Annotated in this window: 22 protein-coding genes and 2 pseudogenes; 9 read left to right on the forward strand and 15 right to left on the reverse strand. The window is 40.8% G+C overall.

Features of this window, described 5'->3' with window-relative positions:
• Positions 1–309 precede the first annotated feature (309 nt).
• From L0992_18215 to L0992_18225, 3 genes are all read left to right on the forward strand, one after another.
• Positions 310–519 (forward strand): cold-shock protein, encoded by a 210-nt coding sequence (locus L0992_18215; GenBank protein XGB69961.1) that lies wholly within the window; start codon positions 310–312, stop codon positions 517–519.
• 117 nt (positions 520–636) lie between these two features.
• The gene (locus tag L0992_18220; protein XGB69962.1) at positions 637–1,176 is read left to right on the forward strand and encodes a YaeQ family protein; all 540 of its coding nucleotides are present in this window, start codon (positions 637–639) and stop codon (positions 1,174–1,176) included.
• Positions 1,169–1,768, forward strand: coding sequence for a hypothetical protein (locus L0992_18225; protein XGB69963.1), 600 nt, complete (start codon positions 1,169–1,171; stop codon positions 1,766–1,768). Before L0992_18220 ends, L0992_18225 begins: the two co-directional genes overlap by 8 nt.
• 258 nt (positions 1,769–2,026) lie before the next feature.
• On the opposite strand, the gene folE is transcribed toward L0992_18225, so the two are convergent.
• Complete coding sequence (gene folE, locus L0992_18230) at positions 2,027–2,680, reverse strand: GTP cyclohydrolase I FolE (protein XGB69964.1); 654 nt, start codon at positions 2,678–2,680, stop codon at positions 2,027–2,029.
• 215 nt (positions 2,681–2,895) lie between these two features.
• Here folE and moeA point away from each other — a divergent pair, with 215 nt between their 5' ends.
• Together moeA and moeB are read left to right on the forward strand one after the other, a co-directional pair.
• Positions 2,896–4,131: a molybdopterin molybdotransferase MoeA gene (gene moeA, locus L0992_18235; GenBank protein XGB69965.1), complete on the forward strand. Its 1,236-nt coding sequence runs from the start codon at positions 2,896–2,898 to the stop codon at positions 4,129–4,131.
• A 12-nt stretch (positions 4,132–4,143) separates the two neighbouring features.
• Positions 4,144–4,896 (forward strand): molybdopterin-synthase adenylyltransferase MoeB, encoded by a 753-nt coding sequence (gene moeB, locus L0992_18240; GenBank protein XGB69966.1) that lies wholly within the window; start codon positions 4,144–4,146, stop codon positions 4,894–4,896.
• A gap of 53 nt (positions 4,897–4,949) precedes the next feature.
• Here the strand turns inward: moeB and L0992_18245 are convergent, their stop codons facing one another.
• The 4 genes from L0992_18245 to L0992_18260 all read right to left on the reverse strand — a co-directional run bounded on the left by L0992_18245 (position 4,950) and on the right by L0992_18260 (position 9,872).
• A complete protein-coding gene (locus tag L0992_18245; GenBank protein XGB69967.1) occupies positions 4,950–6,152 on the reverse strand; it encodes an EAL domain-containing protein in 1,203 nt (400 codons plus the stop codon).
• On the reverse strand, positions 6,145–7,005 hold the full coding sequence (locus L0992_18250; GenBank protein XGB69968.1) for a helix-turn-helix domain-containing protein: 861 nt from the start codon (positions 7,003–7,005) through the stop codon (positions 6,145–6,147). The genes L0992_18245 and L0992_18250 overlap by 8 nt, the downstream gene beginning before the upstream one ends.
• Positions 7,006–7,228: 223 nt before the next feature.
• Entirely contained in the window at positions 7,229–9,547 is a 2,319-nt protein-coding gene (locus tag L0992_18255) for an ATP-binding protein (protein ID XGB69969.1), read from the reverse strand.
• Positions 9,548–9,563: 16 nt separating this feature from the next.
• Positions 9,564–9,872 (reverse strand): Hpt domain-containing protein, encoded by a 309-nt coding sequence (locus L0992_18260; protein XGB69970.1) that lies wholly within the window; start codon positions 9,870–9,872, stop codon positions 9,564–9,566.
• 243 nt (positions 9,873–10,115) lie between these two features.
• Between L0992_18260 and L0992_18265 the strand changes: the two genes are divergently transcribed.
• The 4 genes and pseudogenes from L0992_18265 to L0992_18280 all read left to right on the forward strand — a co-directional run bounded on the left by L0992_18265 (position 10,116) and on the right by L0992_18280 (position 12,554).
• On the forward strand, positions 10,116–10,658 hold the full coding sequence (locus tag L0992_18265) for a TfoX/Sxy family DNA transformation protein (protein ID XGB69971.1): 543 nt from the start codon (positions 10,116–10,118) through the stop codon (positions 10,656–10,658).
• A gap of 336 nt (positions 10,659–10,994) precedes the next feature.
• Entirely contained in the window at positions 10,995–11,237 is a 243-nt protein-coding gene (locus tag L0992_18270) for a hypothetical protein (protein XGB69972.1), read from the forward strand.
• Between the two features lie 117 nt (positions 11,238–11,354).
• Complete coding sequence (locus tag L0992_18275; GenBank protein ID XGB69973.1) at positions 11,355–11,648, forward strand: winged helix-turn-helix domain-containing protein; 294 nt, start codon at positions 11,355–11,357, stop codon at positions 11,646–11,648.
• Between the two features lie 481 nt (positions 11,649–12,129).
• Positions 12,130–12,554, forward strand: a pseudogene (locus tag L0992_18280) (IS3 family transposase).
• Between the two features lie 234 nt (positions 12,555–12,788).
• Here the strand turns inward: L0992_18280 and L0992_18285 are convergent.
• The 10 genes and pseudogenes from L0992_18285 to L0992_18330 form a co-directional block, all read right to left on the reverse strand.
• Positions 12,789–15,359 carry a hypothetical protein gene (locus tag L0992_18285; protein XGB69974.1) on the reverse strand — a complete coding sequence of 857 codons (2,571 nt, stop codon included), beginning with the start codon at positions 15,357–15,359 and terminating at the stop codon, positions 12,789–12,791.
• A 206-nt stretch (positions 15,360–15,565) separates the two neighbouring features.
• Complete coding sequence (locus L0992_18290) at positions 15,566–16,285, reverse strand: hypothetical protein (protein ID XGB69975.1); 720 nt, start codon at positions 16,283–16,285, stop codon at positions 15,566–15,568.
• Between the two features lie 372 nt (positions 16,286–16,657).
• Entirely contained in the window at positions 16,658–17,689 is a 1,032-nt protein-coding gene (locus tag L0992_18295; GenBank protein ID XGB69976.1) for an acyloxyacyl hydrolase, read from the reverse strand.
• 205 nt (positions 17,690–17,894) lie between these two features.
• Complete coding sequence (locus L0992_18300; GenBank protein XGB69977.1) at positions 17,895–18,680, reverse strand: outer membrane beta-barrel protein; 786 nt, start codon at positions 18,678–18,680, stop codon at positions 17,895–17,897.
• A 1-nt stretch (position 18,681) separates the two neighbouring features.
• Positions 18,682–19,713 (reverse strand): hypothetical protein, encoded by a 1,032-nt coding sequence (locus L0992_18305; GenBank protein ID XGB69978.1) that lies wholly within the window; start codon positions 19,711–19,713, stop codon positions 18,682–18,684.
• Positions 19,713–20,435, reverse strand: coding sequence for a hypothetical protein (locus L0992_18310; GenBank protein XGB69979.1), 723 nt, complete (start codon positions 20,433–20,435; stop codon positions 19,713–19,715). Before L0992_18310 ends, L0992_18305 begins: the two co-directional genes overlap by 1 nt.
• Positions 20,436–20,445: 10 nt before the next feature.
• Entirely contained in the window at positions 20,446–23,196 is a 2,751-nt protein-coding gene (locus L0992_18315; protein XGB69980.1) for a TcfC E-set like domain-containing protein, read from the reverse strand.
• Positions 23,196–23,711, reverse strand: coding sequence for a hypothetical protein (locus L0992_18320; protein ID XGB69981.1), 516 nt, complete (start codon positions 23,709–23,711; stop codon positions 23,196–23,198). The genes L0992_18315 and L0992_18320 overlap by 1 nt, the downstream gene beginning before the upstream one ends.
• 70 nt (positions 23,712–23,781) lie before the next feature.
• Positions 23,782–24,294, reverse strand: coding sequence for a hypothetical protein (locus L0992_18325; GenBank protein ID XGB69982.1), 513 nt, complete (start codon positions 24,292–24,294; stop codon positions 23,782–23,784).
• A gap of 230 nt (positions 24,295–24,524) precedes the next feature.
• Positions 24,525–24,980: pseudogene (locus L0992_18330) on the reverse strand (transposase).
• Positions 24,981–25,054 lie beyond the last annotated feature (74 nt).

A 25,054-nucleotide genomic window follows, 5' to 3' on the forward strand; every position in this document is an offset into this window, starting at 1 on the left:
TTGTCATCAAACATACCTATGTTTTTCACAAAAACGACAAGAAATCACCATACAACTGTAACTCCATGATATTTAAGGAATGCAAAGTTTGACTACCCCCAAGTTTCTGCAACCTTTCCCTATGTATTCGATTGACTATCCCCTGATTTGATTTAGACTCGTTTCCGGCTAGAAAGAAAGTTCTTTGTATATAAACATTTCGTTGGATTACTAGTAACCCCGTTGTGTTGTACGCAATAGCAATAAACTTTTCCGCGCTATCAGTGCCACAATTGGCTCAAAATAAAAATTTAATTTTAGGATATCATCATGTCTAACACAGTTACTGGTACAGTAAAGTGGTTCAACGAAACTAAAGGCTTCGGCTTCATTCAACAAGAAAACGGCCCAGACGTATTCGCACACTTCTCTGCTATCACAGGCGACGGTTTCAAAACTCTTGCTGAAGGCCAAAAAGTTGAGTTCGTAGTATCTCAAGGTCAAAAAGGCCCACAAGCTGACAGCATCAAAGTACTTTAATTTAGTATTTTAAAGCTTTCTAAAAATAGCCAGCCTCTGCTGGCTATTTTTTTACCCGCTATTCAGAGATTTAAGGTAATATTCCCCTTCACTATTTCTACCTAAGACACCTCCTCAATGGCTCTTAAACCGACAATCTACAAATTTCGTATCTCTTTAACCGATATGAATCGCGACTATTACGACTCTTTTAATCTAACGGTTGCACAACATCCTTCTGAAACAGAACAGCGAATGATGGCTCGTATCATGGCTTTTTGTATCAATGCCTCTCCTGAACTTGAGTTCACTAAAGGGTTGTCTAGCATTGAAGAACCAGATTTATGGCAGAAGTCTTTGGATGACCAGATCCTAGAATGGGTTGATGTGGGCGAACCAGATCCTGAACGTGTTAAGAAGGCGACTCGTCTATCTAAATCTGTACGAGTATTCAGCTTCAACACTAAATCAAACGTTTGGTGGGAACAGAACAAAGGTAAATTCGGTTACCTAAAAGCTCAAATCGTTCGTTTGGATAACGAAGGTATCGAACAATTAGCCGCAATGACACAACGCACAATGGATCTTTCAGTGATGCTGACGGGTAACTCGGCGTTCGTAAATAGCGACACGCAATCAGCTGAAGTAACGTGGGAAGAGCTACAGAGTAATGACTGAGCTACCAACTAACAGTCAGCAGAAACTTGAAGCGAACCAGCAAGCTAAAACCAAACTTCACGTTTGTTTGAAAGAATCTGGTTTAGACTCAGTAACTGCGATTGCGACAGGTTTTGAGAAAGAGCTAGCGTCTTTTATCGACGAAAACCATGCCCTGTTTAAACACGCTTGTGAGAATAAGCCTGATAACTCTGCTCGTCAGACACTGCTTGGCTTGTTGACCAAAGAGCATATCGACGCAAGCTATCGTTTTGAGAGCGATAAAGATGCTAGCGAAGCGATGCAAAGTGTCTTCGATAACACAGTTGGCAGTGAGCACGGCGACAAGTTCCAAAACTCTAGCTCTCAGCAGTTAAAGTTAGTGACGCATTTATGGTTGTGCATTCAAGGTCGACTTGGCATGGATTACAGCCTAGCCAACGATCACGCGGCAGCAACCGCCAAACTGCTGTCTCGCTTATCAAGAAGCACAGACGACGAAATCCGTGTTGAGTTCATGGCGAGCTTCTATGATGGCTTGAACATCTATCAAGCAGAGAACAAGCCGTCCGGTTTGATTCATCGCTTCAAGCGTTTGTTTAACCTTTCGTAAGCATTCCACCAGCTGCTGTATCCAAGTTGCGCTTTACACCCTGTAGAGCGCATCTATTTCCAACCACCGTTTTCACTATCAATTCAACGCATAAGAGCAGATTCCCTGTTCGCTCATTCTCACGCTAGGGAATGGCGACATTCTCAGTCATTGCAATTAACTTTACTACAAGTACAAAAAAGCCCCGCGAGTGCGAGGCTTAGAATCTTAGTTGCCGATTTACTGAGGCTAAATCGTAGTTATCACATCACAAGGCGATTAGCGCAGGCCGTGTAAAAACTCGTGGCGAGTCGCTGGGTTAGATTTGAAAATACCGCCCAATGCTGTGGTTGTTGTTTCGCTGGTTGCGTCCATTACGCCGCGTGATTTCACGCAGTAGTGAACCGCATCCATGGTTACAGCAACATCTTCTGTTTCAAGCAAGGTTTGCAAAGCGACAAGGATCTGCTGAGTCATACGCTCTTGAACTTGTGGACGCTGTGCAAAGAAGCGCACGATACGGTTGATCTTAGACAGACCTATGATTTTACCACGAGGGATGTAAGCGACAGCTGTCTTACCATCAATCGTCACTAGGTGGTGCTCACAAGTGCTGGTCACGGTAATGTCTTTTACGCGTACCATTTCGCGAACGCCCATCTTGTTTTCAATTACAGTAATTTTAGGGAAATTAGCGTAATCCAAACCAGAGAAAATCTCATCCACGTACATTTTGGCAATACGGTGTGGTGTTTCTTCCAGACTGTCGTCCGTAAGATCAAGTTCGAGTAGAGTGAGAATCTCACGCATATGGTGTTCGATTCGTTCCTTTTTCTCTTCTCGGCTAACCTGGTTTGGACTCATTGGTGTCTCTAAACCACGGCTTGCTAGCGCATCTTTAACCAACTTCGCTGATTCGCTAAGACCTGACATTGAACTTCCTCTTTTATTACCCCTTCTGGATGGCAAACAAGGATACTCGGAATTTTGAATAAATACACCCATATTTTAAGGGAGGTCATTATTTACGGGGCTTAAACTGTGCTAGAGTGGCTAGAATTTCGTTGGCAAATCAGGTGTTCTGATCACTTTTCAATCACCATTGCCAACCACAAAATCAAAACAATAACGATCAAAGGATTTCAATTATGGGCTGTTGCGACGCTCCGGGCTTAATGCCAATTGAAGATGCACTAGATAAGCTGCTGTCACCAATCAAACCAATCCAAACGACTCTAACTCTGCCATTGGCAGATGCTTTGGGCTACGTTCTTGCTGAAGACATACTCTCCCCTATTTTTGTACCTCCTTTTGATAACTCAGCAATGGACGGTTACGCGCTGCGTTTAGCTGACCTAGAGAACGGTAAAGTACTGCCATTAGCAGGTAAGTCTTTTGCGGGTCAGCCATTTGAGGGCGAATGGCCAAGCAATACCTGTATTCGCATTATGACTGGTGCAAAAATCCCAGAAGGTTGTGATGCCGTCATCATGCAAGAAAACACTCGTGAAACCGATGCGGGTGTTGAGATTCAGCAAGATGACATCAAACTGAACAACAACATTCGCCCTACGGGTGACGACATCAAACAAGGTGACATCGTTCTTAACCGCGGTGAACGTTTAACACCTCGCGACATTCCAATGATCGCCTCACTCGGTGTGAGCCACGTGACTGTTGCGCACAAACCTAAAGTCGCTTTTTTCTCTACTGGCGATGAGCTAAAACCGCTAGGTCAGCCACTTGAAGATGGTCAAATCTACGACAGCAACCGCTATGGCATTAAACCGCTTATTGAAGCATTCGGTTGTGAAGCGATAGATCTAGGCATTATTCCTGATTGCCCTGCAACGCTTAAAGAAACCTTTGTAAAAGCTCAAGAGTTAGCAGATGTTGTCGTGACATCTGGTGGTGTAAGCGTTGGTGAAGCAGATTACACCAAAGATATTCTTGAAGAACTTGGCGAAATCGGCTTTTGGAAACTGGCAATCAAACCGGGCAAGCCATTCGCATTTGGTGAATTAGACAACGCTTGGTTCTGTGGCCTACCGGGTAACCCAGTTTCTGCAATGATGACTATGTACGTGTTGGTTCAACCTATGCTGGCTAAACTTGCCGGTCATACTGCGTGGACAGCGCCAGAATCTATTCCAGCAACGACTAAGTCTGCATTCAAAAAAGGCCCAGGCCGTACGGATTACCAACGTGGTATCTACTCGATTGAAAACGGTCAATTTGTAGTAGAAACAACAGGCAACCAAAGCTCAGGTGCTTTCCGATCGATGAGCCTAGCCAATTGCTTTGTGGTACTAGAGCGCGAACGTGGTCGTGTAGAAGTCGGTGAAACAGTTCAGATTCAACTGTTTAACTCTACGCTTTACTAACGAGGCTTGCTGATGGAAATACTTTCTGACGCAGAGATGCTTCGCTACAACCGCCAGATCATCCTTAAGCAGTTTGATTTTGAGGGCCAAGAAGCATTGAAACAGAGCTCGATACTGGTTTTAGGGGCCGGCGGCTTAGGCTGCGCTTCTGCCCAATATCTTGCAACAGCAGGCATTGGTAAACTAACGCTAATCGATGACGATATTGTCGAGCTTTCTAATTTACAGCGACAAGTACTTCACACTGATGCTGATATTAGTAAGAAGAAGGTCGACTCAGCCGCAGAATCACTGCAGGTGTTAAACCCACATCTAAAAGTTGAAACTGTCGACCACAGGCTTGATGACGAGGCACTGGCGAAACTCATTGAAGCGCATTCACTCGTGCTTGATGCCAGCGACAATGTCGAAACGCGCAATCAATTGAACCGCTTGTGTTACGCATCAAAAACACCACTGGTTTCTGGCGCTGCGATTCGCATGGAAGGTCAGATTAGCGTATTCACTTATCAAGATGAAAATGCACCGTGTTACCAATGCTTAAGTGCTCTGTTCGGCAATGCGGCACTAAGTTGTGTTGAAGCCGGAGTGATGGCGCCAGTGGTTGGTATGGTGGGTGCCGCTCAAGCTCTAGAGGCGATTAAGGTGATTGCTAAATTTGGACAACCAAAACAAGGCAAACTTCTGATTCTCGATGCCATATCACACAGCTGGCGTGAGATGAATTTAATGAAAATGCCTAATTGTTTGGTGTGTGGTAAGTAACAAAAAGAGCCAAAGCCCATGAGTTGGCTTTGGCTCTTTACACTAATACGTTGTTAATGATGAGAAGTATATTCAGAAGCGACGTAATCTAGCTCCTTTTGCTCTGCGAGCATCTCAACTACGATTTCTGGTAGTGATGGACCCCCATGAAGAAAACCTTGCTGGTTAAAGCCGCCTAGAGTTTCCAGAAACGCACAGGTGTCTTTGTTTTCAACACCCTCATAGATAATACGCGCGTTTTTTACCGAGACGAGCTTTTTAACTTCATCGATTTTTTGCATGTAATCAATGTTATGGCAAAGTCCCCATGTAATGGTTTTATCTATCTTTATCTCACTAATAGGCAATTTGACAATACGTTCAATATTCGATGCTTCCATCCCAAAGTCATCTATAGAGATCTCAAAACCATTCAACCTAAGTCGTAAAATATTTGCCAACAATTCTTTTTCAATATTGCCTGAAAGACCCTTTTCCGTCAGCTCTACAACGATAGTATGCTCAATACCCTGCTTATAAATATCAAGTAGGTTATCGATAACAAATTCGTCAATCAGCAAATTAGGATCGATGTTAATCGAGAACCTCAACGATTTATCCAGCTCATTGAAGTGAAGGTGATAATCCTGAATGAACTTATTTATCACTATATTGATAAAAACTTTTTGCTTTCCCAGCTCTTCAATTACTGGCAAAAAATAACTCGGTGGAAGTAAGGTCCCGTTTTCATCAGACCATCGTGACAACACTTCAAATCCCGAAATAACATTTATATCCGAAACAACTTGCGGCTGATAAACCAGGTTAATGGGAAAGTCGTCATCAATGATTGTCGCACGATGGCCAAAGCCATGCTCGCCTTTAGTTATGGTTTCAACTTCAAGTGTTTTATCAACCAAGTCGCTTATTTGGTTAGCCCAAATAGGCTTTTCTAATGAAGCGACAACATTTAACTCATAGAGCTTTCCAAGCATACTCACCGAGCTAACAATGGATTTATCCAAACCTGAAGTAATGATTATTTTAGATTCAATATTTTGTTGCGACATCATGCTCAAGAGTTCAAATCCATCGCCATTGGGCATCATAATGTCCATGATAACCAAATCAAATGATGCATTTTGCATTTTGCTCATTGCATCGAACGCATTTTCTGCAAACTGTACGGATGTTTTTTTATTAGATAAAGAGACCGCATTTTTAATGACTTCTCTTGATAGCTCAACATCGTCAACAATCAATACTGTGTTATTCATTTTCTTCACCTTTATAGTTTGCAATAATATCCATCCAAGAGCGTTGTGATTTCATTTTCTTTGAATCCAAGTTCATGACCTTCATTGATCTATCGTTACTTTTTACACTTCGATATTCACAGCCTAACGAAAAGAACAGGTCAAAAATCCTCTTACTTTTCAGTAATATATAAAGCTCTTTATCTGGATTTAGGCTTTGTAGATACTTGTACGCCTCTCTGCCCATTGTGTCTGTAAATGACGAATAATGAGTACAGTTAAAAGTAACCACTAAATGTGCTCTATCTTCTTTAGATACTAAAACTTGCTCCAAAAAATCTGCTGCAAGTTTATAGTTGGCACTTAATAAATGTCCAATTAATTGCCCATTAACCGTAACAAGTGTTAGTTCCCCAGAATATTGATTTAATATTTTTTCAATAATTGCCTTTCTACTCAAAGCTAAATCTTCTAAATTACTGAGAATAACGTTATCTTCATATTCAAATATGACATCAATTAATTGGGTTATTTTCCCCAGAAGAAAGGAATTATTTGAGTTTATCGTCGTAACTTCTGTTTGGACGTGCATGTTCATGTCAATATAACCGTTGTTATTAAATTTATTCGTTAACCCTTTGAGGACCATTTGTGAGTCGTTTGATTCCCAAACATCAAATATATTGACTCCAATAAGATCCAGTAACTCGTTTTGACGTTTTAAGTGGGGAGTTGTTACTCCCCTTTCCCAACGGCTTAGTGTCACAACGTCTAGGTTATTAAAGTTAGAGTTACTTCTTTGGATCGCATCAACAAAATTAGTTTGAGACAAACCATTGTTAACACGAAATGTACGTATAATATCTCCAAACATAGCTTTACTTTCTTACTCGTTATTGTGATTTAGCCTATTTTCAATTAAATACAAATAAAAGCTAAGGGCAAACCGTGATTTAATAATTTATAAATGCCCAGTCACAATCAACACTTATTGGATGAGTGTTATTTTCATAACTGTCAGAAAAACAGATGAAAATAACACGTAAAGATCTGAAGATTGCTGACCCTCAGATTATCGGCAGCAGTATTTAACTAAGTTAGCAGGTACCACCTGATAAAGCGCAATGAAGCTTTAGCTTTAAATCACTCGAGTTAAGCGGTTTGGTTAGATAACACGAAAAGTATTGGTTCATTCGAGACTCTTCTTGAATGGTGGCTCGTGCCGTAACGGCAATTATAGGCAACGATGGCTTACGCTTTTCTAACTCAGAAGCAAGCTCAATACCATCCATAACCGGCATAGAAATATCCGTAAGTACAACATCAAATTCATGTTCAGAAGCTAACGCCAAAGCCTCCAAGCCGTCATTCGCGGTCATGCATTCACAACCCAACGCGTTTAAATGGAACTCTAGAATTTCTCGGTTGAACTCAACGTCGTCAACGATCAAGGCTTTTTTATTTGTATAATCTAAGTCATCATCAATGGTATTTATCTGATCAACAACACCCTTAGAGCATCCAGAAACGTTCATGATTTCCGAAGCCGGAAGTGAGATAAAAAAAGTACTGCCAGTACCGACCTTACTCTCAACACGTAACGTACCTTTCATTAACTCTACTATGGTTTTAGTAATCGCTAAGCCCAAACCAAAACCAAACTGTTGGTCTTCTTGGTTAACCTGTTCGAAACCGTTAAATACCGCATCCAATTTATCTTGGGGAATCCCGACTCCAGTATCACTTACTGAGATATTAAATGCTTTACCGTCGGTTGAAACTTCTATTGTCACTCCCCCCTTAATTGTAAACTTCAATGCATTGGAAACTATATTACTGATAGCTTGTTTTAAACGAAGCTCATCAATCATCAGTGTTGTCGAAGCATCGACATTGCAAACAATATCAAGCGACAATTGCTTGGATTCAATAAGGGGTAAAAATGTGTTTTCAATATCGCTAATTAGACTCATTACCGAGATACATTGAGGGTTTAATGAATAACTAGCGGCTTTTACTCTTTCAAAATCCAATAGGTCATTCACAATTCCTAAAATAGTATTGCTCGCGCTTGTAATACCATTCAGCTGATGGCTATGATCGTCAAAGTGTTTGCTGTGAATTAGCATATGCGTATAACCAATAATCGCGTTCAGTGGCGTGCGAACCTCATGGGATACATTAGAAAGTAGCACTGATTTCTGATGGTTGGCCTCACTCGCCTCTTGAGCAGCAGCTTCGTATTGCTTCGTTCGCTCTTCAACCTCACACTCTAATCCTTCAACAAGTTCTTGGATCTGCCATCCCGCCTCCGAATAAGCCTTAGAGAGCTGTTCAATCTCATCACCGTTACTATTAACCGTTCGTGTCGCATTGTTGAAGTCACTAAGCTTCAAGTATTTAGCTTGTTCAATTAATTTATTTATTGGTACAAGCAGCTTGTTAACAGCGACGGAATTAATTATAAGGAATAAACTAAGCAAGAGAAAATAAGCAAAGAACAAGCTTTCGATCAACGAATTATCACCCGACAATACTAACTCTTTAGTAGTCGCATAACTGGAACGAATTACATGCTCAGGCGTAACCAGAATCAACCTCCATTTTGTGAGCCTATTTTTCACGAAAGTAACGTTATAAATACCATTTAACCCATCAACAACAAAGCTCCCCTTGTCATTGGACATAATATGATTCGCGACGCTTTTATGCATCTCTTTGTCAAAAATACGCTCTGACATCAGCTGCTCAACATTTTGTTGTAAATTCGAAGCTATAAGCTTTCCCTTATCATCCACTAAGAAGTATCGATATTGGAACTCATCAAGCATATTTTCAAAAGTGAGTGAGCGAGAAAAATCCTCTAAATCAACATCAAATTTCAGTAACGAATTATCCAAGTGTTCCAGACGAAAATATATAGCGAATTGAGTTACTTTACCCTCTGTAACTTCTTTCTCTATATATAAGTTCTTGAAGTGAATCATTCGACTAAGATCAACAGAAATAGGCTCGCTTAAAATACCGTTTTCAGTGATGGACACTTCTTCATCGCGTTCGGTGTCAATAAAATTCACCTTTTTGATAAAGGGCTTAAGCTTGGAATTGATATAAGCCAGCTGTTTATTACGAAGCACTTCGTTTTTCGATTCACTAACAAAATCATGTTCAAAATCAAGCGCCACATGATCCACTTCCTCAATGATCAACTCGATCTCTTTATCCAAGCTTACACTTTGAGCTTTCACAAAGGTAAGTAGAAGCTTTTTGTTATTCCCAGTAATACTCTCCTTTATCTCTTCAAATTGATTTTGAGAAGAAACATGAACGATTTCGATAGCGGAATACGTAAGTAAAATCACAAACAGCACCAGTATTGCTGCGTTGGTGAAAATGATTTTGTTTTTGAAAGACAAGCTCTTACCCTCCAACTTAAGCGTCACAAAGATGAATCAGGGCGTTAGACACATCCATCAAAATCTTTTTTCCGACACTTTTATTGATTACCGCGTCGTAGTGCTCCAATTTGAGACAAATTCTTGCAATATCTATAGCCCCGCAAGATAACGCAATGCCTTTCACTTTATGGGCGAGCACTCGATTAGACTCACTTCCTTGAAGAATATCATCATTAACCTTGTGCAAACTCTTAATAGCAATCTGACGAAATCTAACGCCAATATCCGATTGAAAGTCGCAACCCGTCGCCATAAAAAATACGTTTGTGTCGATGCTATACATACCAATGTCTCCGCCTTTCTGAACTCTTTTAATTTTGAACGTCTGTTACAAAACTGATATGGCAGATCGAGAATTAAAAAAACCGGCATGCCCAATGGCATTCACTATTTTTTAATTTGGCTTATGCCATATTCACTACGTGACTATATTTGGACAATAGATCACACTATTTACAATTACCGAATGAAAATAATGGCTCATCTTTTCAGACATACTTTTAGACGCTTGGAACAATTAGGTCGAGTGTCTATAAAACAAATATTTGGCGTAACGGCCTTCTATGTAGATAACGTTTTGCTCGTTCTACATAAAAGTGGGGAGCTGTACCTCAGAGGAACATCGGCACAAGAAGGCTACTTTATTAACAAGGGCTACCCCAAAGTGAATGCAAGCACACTAGGAGTAAGTCAGAATGCGGATTACTACAAGTTGCCAGCAAACCCTTGGAGCAAGTATTCTTTGACCCTATGTGAAGCGGAAGTCGCACTAGACCAAATAAAGAGATCACGAAGCAGTTATCTTTCTGTGCCCGAAAGGCTCAAAGACTTACCCAACATGCGATTCTCAACCGAGCAACTTCTTGAGAAAGCGGGCATAAACTCCATTGAGAAACTCAAAAACCTAGGCACGATTGGTGCTGTAGAAGCTATCCAACACCATACCCGCTATAAGCCAACCATCGAGTTGGTTTGGTCATTAGAGGGTGCTATCCAAGGTATACACCGTTCACAACTGCCGACGAACCTGAAACATGCATTACGCACCTTAGTTCAAAGTTATTGTTAACCATATAATTTAAGAAGCTTAGGTTTTTGTTAATTCCAAACGCGGTTAGTTTGATGCGATGGCTATTCCTAGCTACTGTTTATTAAGCTATACCGCTTGTCCTTAAGAGATTTCCCTCAAGTTTAACCTCCTTAAATCAGCCTCCCCTTACATTTGATCGCTCACACCGTTTTAATTTTCACTGCCAGCCTTTAGTTTAGTTTCCTATTATTCCCTCAGCTACAAATCACCACTCAAATTTTAATGCAACTGTATTTATAACTATTTATTTTACAATCTGCCCCAAACACCCCACACTAGGCATATCAAAACAACATATAAACAAGGTGCCTAGATATGCGTTCGTTACTCTTTATTTCAACTGCAGTATTATCAACTCTTATCTCTTTTCACTCGGCGGCCGCAAATGTCACTGTGCGTTGGACAGGGAAAGTTCCGACTTCTGACTGCGCTTCAAACCCTATTAGCAACCAAGTCGCGTTCAACTCACTGAGTGAACGATGCAAGCTAGAGCTCAAACAGAGTGAAGCAACCACGACGACAAAAAAAGAGAACAAGATGGTCTCATTTGATCTGTAAGTTAAAATGAAAAGCCATTAGGTAGGCATAACAACTAGTTTAACATTCAACCCGACCTTGTCTTCAAGCACAGCAGAGAAATAATACAGGTACGATGATTAAACTGGTTGTTTGTTTATGAAAATTACTTTGTACCATGGTTCACTAAGGCTTTCCATTGAGGGTTGCCCTACAATCGAACCCATTCAACTCACACTCAGTGAGTTTTTAGTTCTAGAAGAATTGCTCGCTCATCAAGGGGAACATTTAACAAAACATCACCTGCTCAAAACTGGCTGGCCCAACTCGTACGTTTGTGATAATGCGTTAAATATGGTGATCATGTCTTTGAGAAGGAAGCTTCTTAGGCTAGGTGGCTGGATTGAAATCAGTACTATCCATAAAGTGGGCTATAGTCTACATACAAATTGACGAAATATGTGTTTTTCTGTGAGTTTGAATGCTATCTCCCTAAAAACCAACGTCGCAAACAAACAACTAGTCTTTGAATATTCCCGATACATTCAGTCAACACAACCAGTCCGTCGTGAGACAAAAACTTCATTTCCCAAGCTAATAATAGCAGTGCTGAAATAGTTTCTAACGAAGCATTAACCTCCATTAACAAACTGGCGGCACGCTCTTTTCCTGCTATTGTGGACTTATTTTGTAAATTCGCCACTACAGAGCGCTTGGTCATAAAAGCGAACAAATATGTCTTAATGTCGGACGAACTCGAACGTTCTCGTTAATAGACAAGTTGAGGGAGCATGAATCGGTCAAAATGCTTTGCGAGCTGTTCAACGTAGCTTCGTCTTGTTACTACGGGTTTAAGCAACGAACGCCGGATGCTAATCGCATTCGTCTAGCTAGCCAAATTAAAGAACTCTTCAACAATTTGGTCAGGTTCGAAGTGGACCTATTTAACCGACGCGTTGTGGGGTGGTCTTTATCCGATAAGCCCGATACCGAATTAGTATCTAAAGCTTTGGAGATGGCCTGAGAGCAACGAGGATGTCCGAAGAACGTGATGTTTCATTCAGATCAAGGCTGCCAATATAGCAGTCGTAAATATCGCCAAAGACTTTGGCGATATAATATAACTCAAAGCATGAGCCGTCGTGGTAATTGTTGGGACAACGCTCCTATGGAGCGGCTATTTAGAAGCTTGAAAACCGAGTGGATATCAGCAACAAGTTACCTGACACAAGCTCAAGCTAAGAAAGGCATCAGCCATTACCTGATGAGTTACTATAATCGGCAACGGCCTCATCAGGCAAATGATGGGCTGTCGCCAGTAATGCCGAAAATCGGTTTAAGTCAGTGTCCGGGATTTAGGTGTCCATACTATGTGATATTGCCATCTCCAAAATACGTGGGAAGCTTGGTTGTTGGTTGTATCTGCTCATGTTACTTGCCCTCTTTGACTTCGCTAAAAATCAAGGGAGCATTTAACATATGTAGAACTACAGGCACAGCCTAATTGAATGATAACCACCTACTGAAGTAGGTGGTTTAGGGCTGAAAAAACGGCCCTACGGGCCGTAAACTATAAACCTTGAACGTTAAACCCTAAGAATCTGAATCTGATAAGCACGTTCCGTAAACCGGATATTCTTCACCGTTGCCTCCGTAGGTCTTGCCATCATCTAGTCCTACTAAGTTGTAGTTATAACCAAACGTCGACGTCCGGTAGCTGAAGTAGGTCGCCCACCCCTTCTCGAACATGTCACCTAGCTCATTATAAAGACTAAGCAACTCACTCTCTGTCCCTAAACGCCAATTACTCCTACCGTAGAGCTCGATTGTGTTATATTGAGTACAAAGTTGAATGGCCTCAGACTGATCGAAACGACCAAACAAGCCGCTAGGGCCAGACGTACCAGTTTCCGTTTGCGTTTGCCTATATCCATCGTAGTCTATAGCCTCTAGAAAGCTGACACTTGGGTTTCCGGTATACAGCTTCCCGCCGCTCTCGGCCATTTTAATGCAGTCGCCCGCAGCGTTTGTCATATCATCATCACCAACTTGACCACCACAAAGGTAGGCATTAAATGTCACTTCGCTGGTTGATTCCGTCTGTTTGTTCACCGTCGTGGTGTAAGACGAGGTGACATCAAACGTCATATTGGTTTTTGGCGTCTCGTATTGGGAGTCCCATTTTACGCGGACTTTTTGCTGGCCCTGTGCATCGGTTTCTGTCGTCTCTTCCACCAAAAGTGGTTTGACTGTCTCGGACGTGTCAGGGTGCACGCCGCTACTTACCTCTGACGTCACCGAAAAACCTTCTACCGGGTTATCATAGGCATCTTTTAAGGTTGCCGTTACCTGGTTACCATCCGCCGAGGCGTAGGCAGCGTTATTAATCGTCGTTTCCGATGTCACACCCGCGCTCTTTTCATCACCGATGAACTTAACTTGATAATCTTGAGTAATGTCATTGACATCAAGGGTTAATGTGACGGTTTCCGCTTTTATGCTAGTTAAGCGAAACTCGGCAATACCATTGCTGTTTGTGGTGAGTGTGTCACTGTCCAAAGTCACAAATGAGCTAGAGACAGAAGCCGTTACGATAGTATCGGGCCTTACTTCTTCCCCGAGTTTTAATTCAACAAATACAGAAGCAACATCGACTCCATCCGCGACAGCTTGCGTGCTTGATGTGGGCAACACATCAATTAAACCTTGCTTCACACAGGTTACATAATAAGCCGATGTTGGATCAACTATTTCCGTGCTGGTGCTGCCATCGGTTAGTTCAACAGCCATAGGTTCACTAGCGACGTTGTCATAAGCAAGATATTTTGCTTGCGTAGGCCAGTTATGTAACAGTTGGACATCATTAGCTAGGCCCATCTGCGTAAGTTCGTCAACCGTCGGCAACACTGCGCCAATGGTGTCACAGTATGAGACAGCTGACGGATAACGAACCCCCGCCATATCAATTGCTGGACTATACATACCATCGGTGAGCTTCATGTCATAAGGAACGCCCTCACCCGCCGCATCTAATGCCGTTGGTGGTGCTGTATACACATCTAATAAGTGAGGAATGTCATCCCATTTAGCGGACTGATTAGGATCAGTCACTTCAACACGAATCAAACCCATATCATAAACACCATTGTGATCACTAACCGCAAAACTTATATAATGGTAGCCAGGCTCTGACGCTTCAAAGAGAATGATTTTATTTATGGTGTCCAATGGGTCTTTTGATGTGGCCTCTGCCTGGAATGTTTCAACGTACACCAATTGATAATCATCATCATCTTCCGATGACACAAAGTTACTGATATCGATTTCTATTTCGGTGAATACGTCCACAACCTCTGGGTACTCAATATTGTCATCGATCGTGAAGCCTTGGTTTGCTTCATAACTCACAGCAATATCCAAAACGCCCATCAATACAAGGCCATTCGCTGAATCTTCTAAGGTATAAAGCACACGGTCAATACCGGCAAAACCTACCGGCGGAGTATAGTCCAAGACCTGGTTATCTAAAGGGTTTATTTGAACGGAGCTACCGCGGCCGTACGGCAGTGTAGCCTCCGTTAGTACAAACTCGTCACTTAACGTAAAGCCGACTTTATCCAGTTCGGTCTTCAGTGAAACACTTACATCTTCATCTATCAGTGTTGCTGTACTTATTGGAACCAGTTCGGTAGAACTAGGATCACTACTTACCGCAACGCGTGTAAGTGCGGAAGTCGAACCCTCTGAGTTACTATTATCACTCATTCGCGTTGGAGCTTCAGACATTTGGCTCATTGGCGACGATGTTTTAGGGGTCACATGATATCGATAATTACACACCTTGGTATCAGAGGCCAGAATAACAAACCCTGTTTCAGTCATGCTTTCTACTTGGCAGCTATCATCACTCGACAAGACCTCGACTTGACTAAGCTCAAAGCCGCCGCCGGTTGATGAAAATACCTTTGACGATAGATCAACCTCGAATAATTCGGCATAGCCGGTTGAGTAAGTAGCATCTTGAGCGGACAGCGTCGCGCTTTGAGTACCAGGTGAAACACTTGTTGAGCTGTCCTCTCCACCACACCCGAAAAGGGTAAGCGAAGTAGCGGCGACAAAAACCAGGGGAATGCCTCTTCCTGGCTTACTATTTAAAAGATTCATATTATTCTCATTGGCTTATAAAAACTACAGGTCTGATTGTATGGGTTGTATTCGATGTTGTATTGGGCATTTATACTTTGGGGACTGAAGTAGTGCCAAGTCAGCTACAATTAGCAATGAGCATAAGCAATTATAGCTAATCATCCTTGATTAGCATTGATCATTTGAAAGCTTATAATTATGTCTATTTTCTTTCGGCGTTCCTATTACTGAATAGGCAGTTGCATCTCTTTAGAGTATTTTTTATTGTAAGATGTTACGGTTACATTAAGTTGTTCACTTTGCGTATATTTCGCAAGAGAAAACGTTTTGTCCCGACCAGATACAACAGTGAACTTTTGCTTACATTGTGTATTATTATCTTTTGTACATGAGTTAACATAAACGTCAATTAGCGTATTACTATTATTATCGATGCGTAAATTATCACCCTGATTGTAAATCTTATAATCAAAACTTGGCTTTGTCGTTGGCAGAATATAAACCGGTGAAAAACCATAGTTTATCTCGACACCGTGAATTTTCTCTCCCTCTTCTTTATAGCGACTAGGAGTAAATGGCAGCATAAACATCAAATCTTTGCTGTTATCGCAAGACGTGTTGTGACATAAGCTTCGAATACCCACGTCTTTCTCTTCGCCAGGTCTTAAAACTAACTTTGGGTGCGTAAGAGATATTTTCCAATCATCTAGGTTATTCCTTGTATAACGATTTCGGACGATCTTTTCGCCATCAACTACATGAATTTCTTCTACTTTCCCATTAACAAAAATCGGGTGAGGCTCGTCATTAATAAGTGTCACGACACCATTGCCCTTTTGATCCGCGACGACTATCATTTTATCGATATTAAAAGCATTGGCTGCGGTAGAAGTCATTGCTGCACAAATTGCGAATGCTGTGAATAGATTAGATTTAAATCTCATGTTTCTCTCTACTAAAAATGATAAATTTGAGGATACTACTCGTCTATTTTACTCAGTGTGTATATAACACCAAGCGCGAAGAGAATAAGTACATACATGTTTAAAATATTTTGTCCGAACATTACTCCGCTCTCTTATATTTGACTTTACTATATATAATTAAAGTATTAATTAGCATATTTATGAGCCCAAACGATAAAAGGTGAGTAGCTAGATTGGTGAGCAGTATCGCGCGTTCAGATTTGAAGGTATTGGGCATTCCTGAATTTCAAAAACGCGAGATGCGAGATGCGAGATGCGAAAAAGTGAAAAGATGTAGAAACACTAAAAAGGGCACGATTGTGCCCTTTGTATTTATCTTAAAGTAATCATCTAGTTATAAACAAACCCAATATTAACGCGACGGTTTTTGGCACGTCCAGCATTAGTATTATTATCTGCGATTGGGTTGGTCTCGCCATCAGAAAAGACATTCATTCGATCACGGCTAATCTGTGCGTCTTCAAGATGTTGAACAACACTATTTGCACGCTTTCCAGCTAGCTGCTTATTCAAAGTTTCCGAACCTTCATTGTCAGCATGGCCAACGATAATCACTTGCAACTCTTGCCTCTGTTTCATCAATTGAATGATTTTCTCTATCTTAGAGGCCTGTACTTTTGACAACTTGTAGTCCGACACGGCAAACGAATCGATATTGACTTCTGTCGGCAATGCTAACGGCACTTTATTAATGTTATTAACCTCGTTGAATTTTTCCACAGTCTTGCTTTCAACAACGACAGGTTCTTTCACCTCGATCTTTTCCTGGCTACTTAGCATGTCACTTGACGCTTCGTTACCTAATCCAAATCTGTATTTTATGCCTAGTAATGCGCTGTGGTTATTGAACAGGCCTATTGAAGATGAATTATCCCCTACTTCATGAACATATTGGTAACTGGTATTAATCTGCCAATGTTTCGAAATATTATATGCTAAGCCAACTTCACCTAATGGCGAAATGCCCGTGTCAGTTTGCTCAATACCTGATCTTCTTTCTTTATTATTTAGATCATAATATGCAGCACCAATTTTACCGAATAGTGACCATTCATCTGAAAGCATCCAATCATAACGAATACCAGAATGAATAATTTTAGTGTCGATGTCAGTTGCCTTGTTATTAGCTTCAAATGTATCCCAGTATTGATAGCCAAGGTCGATGCTCCAGTTCTTGTTCCATTGATAGCCACCATAAATACCTAGAAGCCAATTGCCTTCCATCTGATCAACGTCTTTCACTTCATCTGTAAAGTTATAACCGGATTGTAGTCCTACAAATACATCGCTTTGATTTGACTCAGCGTATGCGGTTGCTGATGATATTAACGCTATACAAACAAGTAGATTATCGATTTTCATCGTTCCATTTTCTAAATTAATTAATTAATTGTAAGACAAATTCTAGACAACCTTAAACTAAACTAAATAGCATTTATAAAAATTATATTTAACAGGTGACATTTAGAGTCGGTTAAATTTAAACAACTTATGAAAATAAAAAAACACTGCCAAAAAATGGCAGTGTTTTTGTTTCAAGAAAGGGAGTTTAATCCAAACAGACACATTAATCTAAACAGACAAGTTGTGGATAAGTTATTTTTTCCCCAGGGTAAATCAAATTCAAATCACGATTATTAAGATTTAAATTTGCGTCAACTAACTCTTCAAGTGAGATATCAAATGTTCTTGCAATTTTCAGTAAATAGTCGCCAGAAACCACTCGGTATTCAATTAAACGTTGTTGACACGATGGCGCTTTCTTAATTGGGACAATAGACGCCAATTGGGTTTCCGACGTTGTTACTTGTGTCGGCTGTTGAACATTGGGCCTTGGATTAACTTCTGAAAGGACCTCTTCTGCTTCATTGCTTGAAAAACGATAAACCAATAGTGCATTAAATGTGTATAGATCGTCTTGTTGACGAACTAAATCAAAAACGCCTTGGTAACCAAGATCAGCATACCAATTTTGACCTAATTGATATTTAAGACCAAGCGATGCCGTAAAATTGGTATCATCATTAGAAAGCGCCCCTCCAATTCCTGCATATAAGGAAGCAAAATCACTGACAGGTAACAGTAAATCTGTCTCAATCATCACCGCTCGGAGGCTATCTATTTCCTGTTCAGAAAAGGCAGAAAAATCAGCATAGCCAAGTTCAAATAGTAGGTTTTCATTAACGTTATATCCTACCGCCGCCTTATAACCGAGGGCTTCAGTCTGTCCCATGTTGTCATCAAATGCAGAAAACGTCATACCGCCACTCATCTGGATCGGCAACTCTTCTGATGACACACTAATGGATAAGAACATAGCAATAATCGATAACATCAAGTTCATTTTTTTCATCTTAAATACCGGGCTCCAACATGATCGTTACTTCGTCAAAATAATCACCGGACACAGCCGAGCTGCCCTCTATATCGTAATTAAAGTCTAAAGTGAAATTGATGCTTGTTTGCACTCCAGCACCTTCTGAAATAGCCGTTGTTTGATTCATTAATAATCCTTCATTGACTAAGTTACCAGAGTCACACTGAGCGCAATGTATGCTATAAGGAATAACCACTCCAGGACTATCTGAATTAACCAATTCGTATGTCTGTTGGGGCATGGTTAAAACAATTCCGTCATTAAAATAACCATTCGCTGTAATATTGAATAATGTTGTTGATGTTATTCTTTTGCCAATTGTATCGTAGACTGGCTTCAAGACACCATCTCCAGTTACAAAAACATTGTCGAGTTGAACAGGCTGATAATCAAATGAAAACAACATCACTTCATTGATATTGCGATAAGTCCTAATCCCGTCATTTTCGTAGTAGTAACGAATATTTACTGGCACTGTAGCTGAATATAGCCCCTCTGGTAGCCCACTTAATGCCGACACTATTTCATTTTCGTTAATATCGAAAATAGGTCTCAGAAAAATAAATGGGCTCGATTTTTGTTTGTTTGTTAATAGAACAGACGAAACACAGTTCGGACCTTCAACAGTCACAATTGGTAGTGACACCTCATCAAATGTACACCCGCCACCCACCGTATTCGCTGACTGAGCAAATTCAATTCCAGTAGTATTGTATTGAACGCCCGATATATCGATCGATATTGATGGTGAAGTATTCCCATTCCCGCCAATTAAAGTCATCTCGGTTGCAGGTGTACCAGAAAACGTCGCGGCCGCCCAAGCCTCTGAAGCCTGCAGCATTGGAGGAGTTCCCCACGTACTTGGAAGCATTCTACCGTTGTAACGTGTTACATTGTCCCAACGAACACCACCAGCCTTCACTTCCGCGCGAACTTCAAACGCAGCTTGAGCCATGTTTGTCGTCATTAATGCAATAAACGCTGCAATATATAGGATACGTCCAAGCATTAGATTTTCCCTCTCGTCACCGTTTCTTTCTTTGAATAGCTTCTGTCGTGAGATGTCACGGTAATGGTCAACTCATTATTTCGCATAGTTTCGGTTAGAGGGAACGTCTTATTTCTTCCCGATACAACAGTAAATTTTTGTTTGCATTGGGCTGTATTTTCAGCGCCACATGCATCAACAAAAAAGTTGAGCATGGTATTACTTTTATTTACAACTCTTAGACTTTCACCGTTGTTGGTTAATTCATAAGCATACTTAGGTTGTGTTGTGGGAATAATATAAACAGGTGCGAATCCGTAATTAATTTCCACACCACTCACAACTTCCCCAGGCCTGTACTTGCTTGGAGAAAAAGACAACATAAACATCAAATCTTGCGAATTATCGCATGTAGCGTTGTGGCATAAACTACGTATACCAATATCTTTCTCTTCTCCAGGCTTTAAAACCAACTTCTGGTGCGTTAATGACACCTTCCAGTCGTTTAAGTTGTCTCTTGTATACCGTCTTTTTTCTACCTGCTCTCCATCAACAATATTTATTTCATCCACCTTCGCTTGAACAAAAATTGGTTGAGATTCATCGTTGGTTAATGTAACGATACCGTTACCTTTATCATCAGAGACAATAACCATTTTATCTACCGTAAAAGCTTGTACACTTATAGATAACAATATGGCGGTGAGTGATACTAAATTTAGTAGAATTTTATTGGATTTCATTTCCCCCTCCTTAATTAACTTGTGCGACAGGGTAAGTAATGACGTTGGTGCGATAAAGTCGCTTTGCCAACAGTTTTAACTGATCGATATCTCTTTTATAAAGCGCAATTGTTTCCGCCATGTTTAAAGATTCATGAGCTATATAGATTGCCTTAAACGAACCAACTTTTTTCTGAATAATTCGATAACCGTGTGATTCGAGCTTTTTAAGCGCTTTATTCAGTTGAGTCGAGCTTTCGTATGCACCTAAATACATCGCTTTTAGCCGTTGATCTGCGTCAATTAAGTCTATCTGTTTGTCTTGAGCTAGTGGCAAACAATAGTTTTGACCAAAGTTCATCTGATTTGTTGAAGTAAACTCATAAGGTAATAAACATTGGCTTTCTTTCGCTGACAATTCAAAGTTCATGCCTTCCAATACGGTTACGCGATAAACACCATCAGCCATTTCATTGACTTCAATACAACCTTCTCCATGACACTCCACTTCTGTAATCGGTTGTTCTGAGATATCATTAAAAGCACTGACGAACGAAACTATACGACTGACTATTGGCTCTATAGAAGCAACCGTCCCTGGATGTGTGAACACGGTTACGTTGCTATCACCAGAGTTGTAGAGGTCAACGCTTTCTGAGTCGAACTTCGCGCGATATTGACTATAATCTTCCAAAGGCACAACGGTTTCATCGTTATATACGATGAACTTGCTGTTGTCTCGCCCCTCTTTTTTAAGAGAGAAGTAACCCTTTTCATCAAGCGTTTGCTCTGTGTTAGATGACTCATGAATATCGACAAGCGTATAAGACGTTGCCGCTTTATCGGTAATATAAACACCATCCGTCGTCACAATTTGGGTGCTAGACAAACCAGCATTGATGCCATTCGTTCCATTAGTTGACATATGGGCGGAGGCGTTCATTCGAGCGTATTTAGTCGTGCCACTGGTGGCCAACAGTGCGTCTTGATACATATCATCTTGTTGTCGGTCATAGGTGTTACTCACCTCAAGCGACGTGTTAAAAGAGTCTGAGTCAATTAACTGATTGCGTCTCACTGTTGTTTTAAACTGATTAACGTCATCTCTATCACTCGTCAGTCCCACGATGGTTTCTACTGTGTCTGACAACGGAACACTCCATAACAAATTAATTGATGTGTCGTCCGTTGCCTCAGAGTAATCGACGTTAATATTAACTCGAGAATCTAAAACTGTGGGCGTGCTGTAACCAACGGAAATAAACTGCTGTTCCTGTTCATCCGAGTTACCTAAATTGTCGAGCTGCTTGTCGTTATTAAGCGAGTAAACCGCATACACAGATTGTCCGCCACGGAAGCTGTACGAAGAATTCAACGATAGACGTGAATAATCGGCATATCCGTACATATAAGAAGCAACTGGATCACCAAGTTCATTGTCAAGAGACTCATAAGATAAGCTTAAATAAGGGATACCAATATTAGCGTTTAAGTGAGATGCATCTTCGAATTGGCTGTACACAGCCTCGGTACTCAAATCCCAATCAATCAGATTGTATGCACCACCAACGGTGTACATTGTGCCACTTTCCGTGAACAAGCCGCCGAAGCCTACTTGCAATGAACGGGTGAGTTGGTAGTTAGCTAATGCCTTGCCAAAAACATCGTCTTCAATGTTTTGAATGCCATGTTCCGTGTAGTCATAATGGCTTCCTGAAAACATACCGGCAGTAGCAACGAAATCCACTTCTCCCTGAGTCAGAGAGTCACTTTTGGTGTTATATACTTGATAAGTCTGGGTGTTAATAACTTGCCCACCACTTGTCACCTCAAGTACAACTTCATAACGACCTGATGGTAACTTGCTGTAGGGAATTGAGTTATGCCCTTCTGGTACGTTATCTTGAAAGATTAATCGACCATCACGAAAAACTTGTACACCGCCACTTGTGGAAGCATAAAAGCTCAAAACTTTATCGTTATTATGTCCGCCTACGAGCAACTTTTTTGAGGTACCTACCGTGAGCGAGTTTTGAGCAACACGAGCGGTGTTATTCAGGAAGTCGGTAGAGTTAACCTCTGGCTCAAATTCAAAATGACCCGCTTTTAATGAGTAAGAATCGATATCTAAATGATACGCCGCTTCATACAATTCAGAACCGTTATCACTGTTGTTGGCATTGAAATCAGTTTTGAGGTGCCCGTAAGGCAGCCCAAGTGTCGTTTCATTATTTAAAGAAACGATTGAGTCTTGATCTTGATATTCACTCACGTACAGATCAAATGAATTGATTAACCCATTGTGTTGGCTCAGAGACGAGTGGTATACCAGTTCGTCATCGAGATTCGAGTATGACAATACCTGTGGAGATACAAAAACATATACTTCTTGATCGTTATAGTTATGAACGATTTCAAACGTTTCTGGAAACAACTCACATTCATCGAGCTTCCCTAAACACTCAGACTGATCTTGTATACCAACCATTAATTGATCTATGATCTTCTGCTGGTACTCAGCCGACACAGTGTTATCATTTAAATAGTCAGATACCTGTGCAATCGCCTTTTTATTATTCGAGTCTAATTTTAACGTGTTAAATGACGTTAAAAATGAGATCGGTGAAGTAAGGGAGCCATCTAAGTTACGCATACGGACTGTTGACTCTTTCAATTCAAACAGTTCTTCAAAGCCTTCAAGAATATTTTGGCTATAACTTGAATACGAATACAAAGGCAACAGTACTAAAATTGCCATTGCTGCGAATTTGAACCTGGACATTATATATCTACCTCAATATTGAACTCTATCTCACCATTACACCTCTCCGGCTGGCCTGTTGTGGTGATATCTTTAAATGACTTAAAACTTAATATAATGTCATGCACGCTGTACTTATTATCGCCATCATTTGAATTGAAATTTGTAAAAGAGACGGATTGTCCCTCAGATATGCTTTGCCCATCAATCGTTAATTGAACGAAATCATCCTGAACATTGCTCGCTCCAGAGTAGTCTGTACAAGTTGATATATTTTTCGTTAACTTTGAAACATAAGGAATATCCGAAGACTCAAATGGAATATCTGTTTCAATTCTTAATGTAGTATTAACGTCATCAAACTTTGTTTTATCTTGGCTTGACGTCAAACTCAGAACTGCGGGAATAAATTCAACAGAATTAATTGAATTTATATAAAGATTGCTTACATCTAGGCTTGTGGTAATGTTGAGCACTTTAAAAGCGGCGTTGGCATTCATACTCATGAAAGCCAATAGTAATAAGACTTTTTTCATATTGACTACCGTTGCAGAAAAATAAGGCTCGTAATTACTACGAGCCTTCAAATCAGGGATTTTCTAAAAATTAAACAAGGTCAGCCATAACCGTTACTGATGCTTGAACAGTAGTTCCACCTACTTCAGCTTCAGGTAATACAGCAGTCTGCTTAACTTTAGTTGAAATAGTTTCTACAGAAGAAACAACATCACCAACGAGCACTGGTGCACCATTTACATCAATTTCAACAGCTTGACCCGGGTTTGCGATACCGTCATAAGTTACTGTTGCATCAACTAGAGTCCAGTTAGCTGCAGCTAATGCACCAACAACAGGAGTTGCTGCATCACCATCGTTTAGGTGAGACTCAAGTACGATAGTATCTGATTCAAACACACCGTCTGTGCTTGGAGTAATAGTACCGTTAAGCGCTGTTAGATCACCTGCTAGGCCAGTGATGACAAGAGCATCTGATGGGCTAGTTGTTGGAACAATACCACTCCATAGAACAGTAGCATTTGAAGCTGCGTTAGCACCTGCGCTTGCTGCCATACCCATTAGAAGAACTGATGCTAGTGCGCTTTTTTTGAAGTTTAACATTTTACTTTCCTTTAAAGATTAAATATTTCGTTAATTAATAATCCCGCACCTGCGTTTAAATTTGTTAACGCTTGTCGGTGACCGGATGAAGTGAATTATGCGGAACACTGGAAAAGAAATATTGAGCATTTGAAAATTCTATGTAACGAAAATGCCGATTTGATAAAACCATCAACAATGAAGATAGCAATACCTACCTTCGTTTTATCTACATCTATAATAAAAGGCTGCCCCTTCTCTTGGGGAATAAGCGCAACGGCTCCCTTAATCTTAATAGTAGTGTGACACGCTCTCATGTCGTAAGCCCCATCACCAGACACCTCAAGGATACTTCGCCGTGTTTGGCTCAGTAAGTTCGGGAGTACTTCTCCATCTGTAACCGTTGATAAACTTAGCTCGGCAGCAATGAGTTGATGAGAGCTTGTATCGACTGCAATATAAAGCTTTCGCCAGACTCTACGCTCGCCATAAACCTTAAGACCAGTAGCATCAATGGCTAGGTGCTGTATCGCTCCTCTCGTTTTAGCTAAATCAATGAACCGACGCGGCCTCCCGCGCTTATTCTGTTTGCTTTTCGCCCACCCGCCTATTGCCTCTTCATCAATTCAAAAGACCAGAGAACCACGGTTAATGAGTGATTGATTGTATTGCTTCCAGTTGGTTGTTTTGTAACGAGGTTTAGGCATAGGGCAACGAGAGGAAGTGGACGTAGCTGATCAGTTCGTAGATTCTTGATTTAGTTCCACGGAATTACGCAACA

It is taken from the genome of Vibrio pomeroyi, from assembly GCA_041879425.1.
GTDB lineage: Bacteria > Pseudomonadota > Gammaproteobacteria > Enterobacterales > Vibrionaceae > Vibrio > Vibrio pomeroyi_A.

Bases quoted from the DNA above. Each gene is read 5' to 3' on its own strand.
- L0992_18225 (XGB69963.1), top strand. From the start codon at position 1,169: ATGACTGAGCTACCAACTAACAGTCAGCAGAAACTTGAAGCGAACCAG.
- L0992_18250 (XGB69968.1), bottom strand. From the start codon at position 7,005: ATGTTTGGAGATATTATACGTACATTTCGTGTTAACAATGGTTTGTCT.
- L0992_18260 (XGB69970.1), bottom strand. From the start codon at position 9,872: ATGTATAGCATCGACACAAACGTATTTTTTATGGCGACGGGTTGCGAC.
- L0992_18285 (XGB69974.1), bottom strand. From the start codon at position 15,359: ATGAATCTTTTAAATAGTAAGCCAGGAAGAGGCATTCCCCTGGTTTTT.
- moeA (XGB69965.1), top strand. From the start codon at position 2,896: ATGGGCTGTTGCGACGCTCCGGGCTTAATGCCAATTGAAGATGCACTA.
- L0992_18275 (XGB69973.1), top strand. From the start codon at position 11,355: ATGAAAATTACTTTGTACCATGGTTCACTAAGGCTTTCCATTGAGGGT.
- L0992_18300 (XGB69977.1), bottom strand. From the start codon at position 18,680: ATGAAAAAAATGAACTTGATGTTATCGATTATTGCTATGTTCTTATCC.
- L0992_18295 (XGB69976.1), bottom strand. From the start codon at position 17,689: ATGAAAATCGATAATCTACTTGTTTGTATAGCGTTAATATCATCAGCA.
- L0992_18310 (XGB69979.1), bottom strand. From the start codon at position 20,435: ATGAAATCCAATAAAATTCTACTAAATTTAGTATCACTCACCGCCATA.
- L0992_18290 (XGB69975.1), bottom strand. From the start codon at position 16,285: ATGAGATTTAAATCTAATCTATTCACAGCATTCGCAATTTGTGCAGCA.
- moeB (XGB69966.1), top strand. From the start codon at position 4,144: ATGGAAATACTTTCTGACGCAGAGATGCTTCGCTACAACCGCCAGATC.
- L0992_18305 (XGB69978.1), bottom strand. From the start codon at position 19,713: ATGCTTGGACGTATCCTATATATTGCAGCGTTTATTGCATTAATGACG.
- L0992_18315 (XGB69980.1), bottom strand. From the start codon at position 23,196: ATGTCCAGGTTCAAATTCGCAGCAATGGCAATTTTAGTACTGTTGCCT.
- L0992_18245 (XGB69967.1), bottom strand. From the start codon at position 6,152: ATGAATAACACAGTATTGATTGTTGACGATGTTGAGCTATCAAGAGAA.
- L0992_18220 (XGB69962.1), top strand. From the start codon at position 637: ATGGCTCTTAAACCGACAATCTACAAATTTCGTATCTCTTTAACCGAT.
- L0992_18325 (XGB69982.1), bottom strand. From the start codon at position 24,294: ATGTTAAACTTCAAAAAAAGCGCACTAGCATCAGTTCTTCTAATGGGT.
- folE (XGB69964.1), bottom strand. From the start codon at position 2,680: ATGTCAGGTCTTAGCGAATCAGCGAAGTTGGTTAAAGATGCGCTAGCA.
- L0992_18215 (XGB69961.1), top strand. From the start codon at position 310: ATGTCTAACACAGTTACTGGTACAGTAAAGTGGTTCAACGAAACTAAA.
- L0992_18270 (XGB69972.1), top strand. From the start codon at position 10,995: ATGCGTTCGTTACTCTTTATTTCAACTGCAGTATTATCAACTCTTATC.
- L0992_18320 (XGB69981.1), bottom strand. From the start codon at position 23,711: ATGAAAAAAGTCTTATTACTATTGGCTTTCATGAGTATGAATGCCAAC.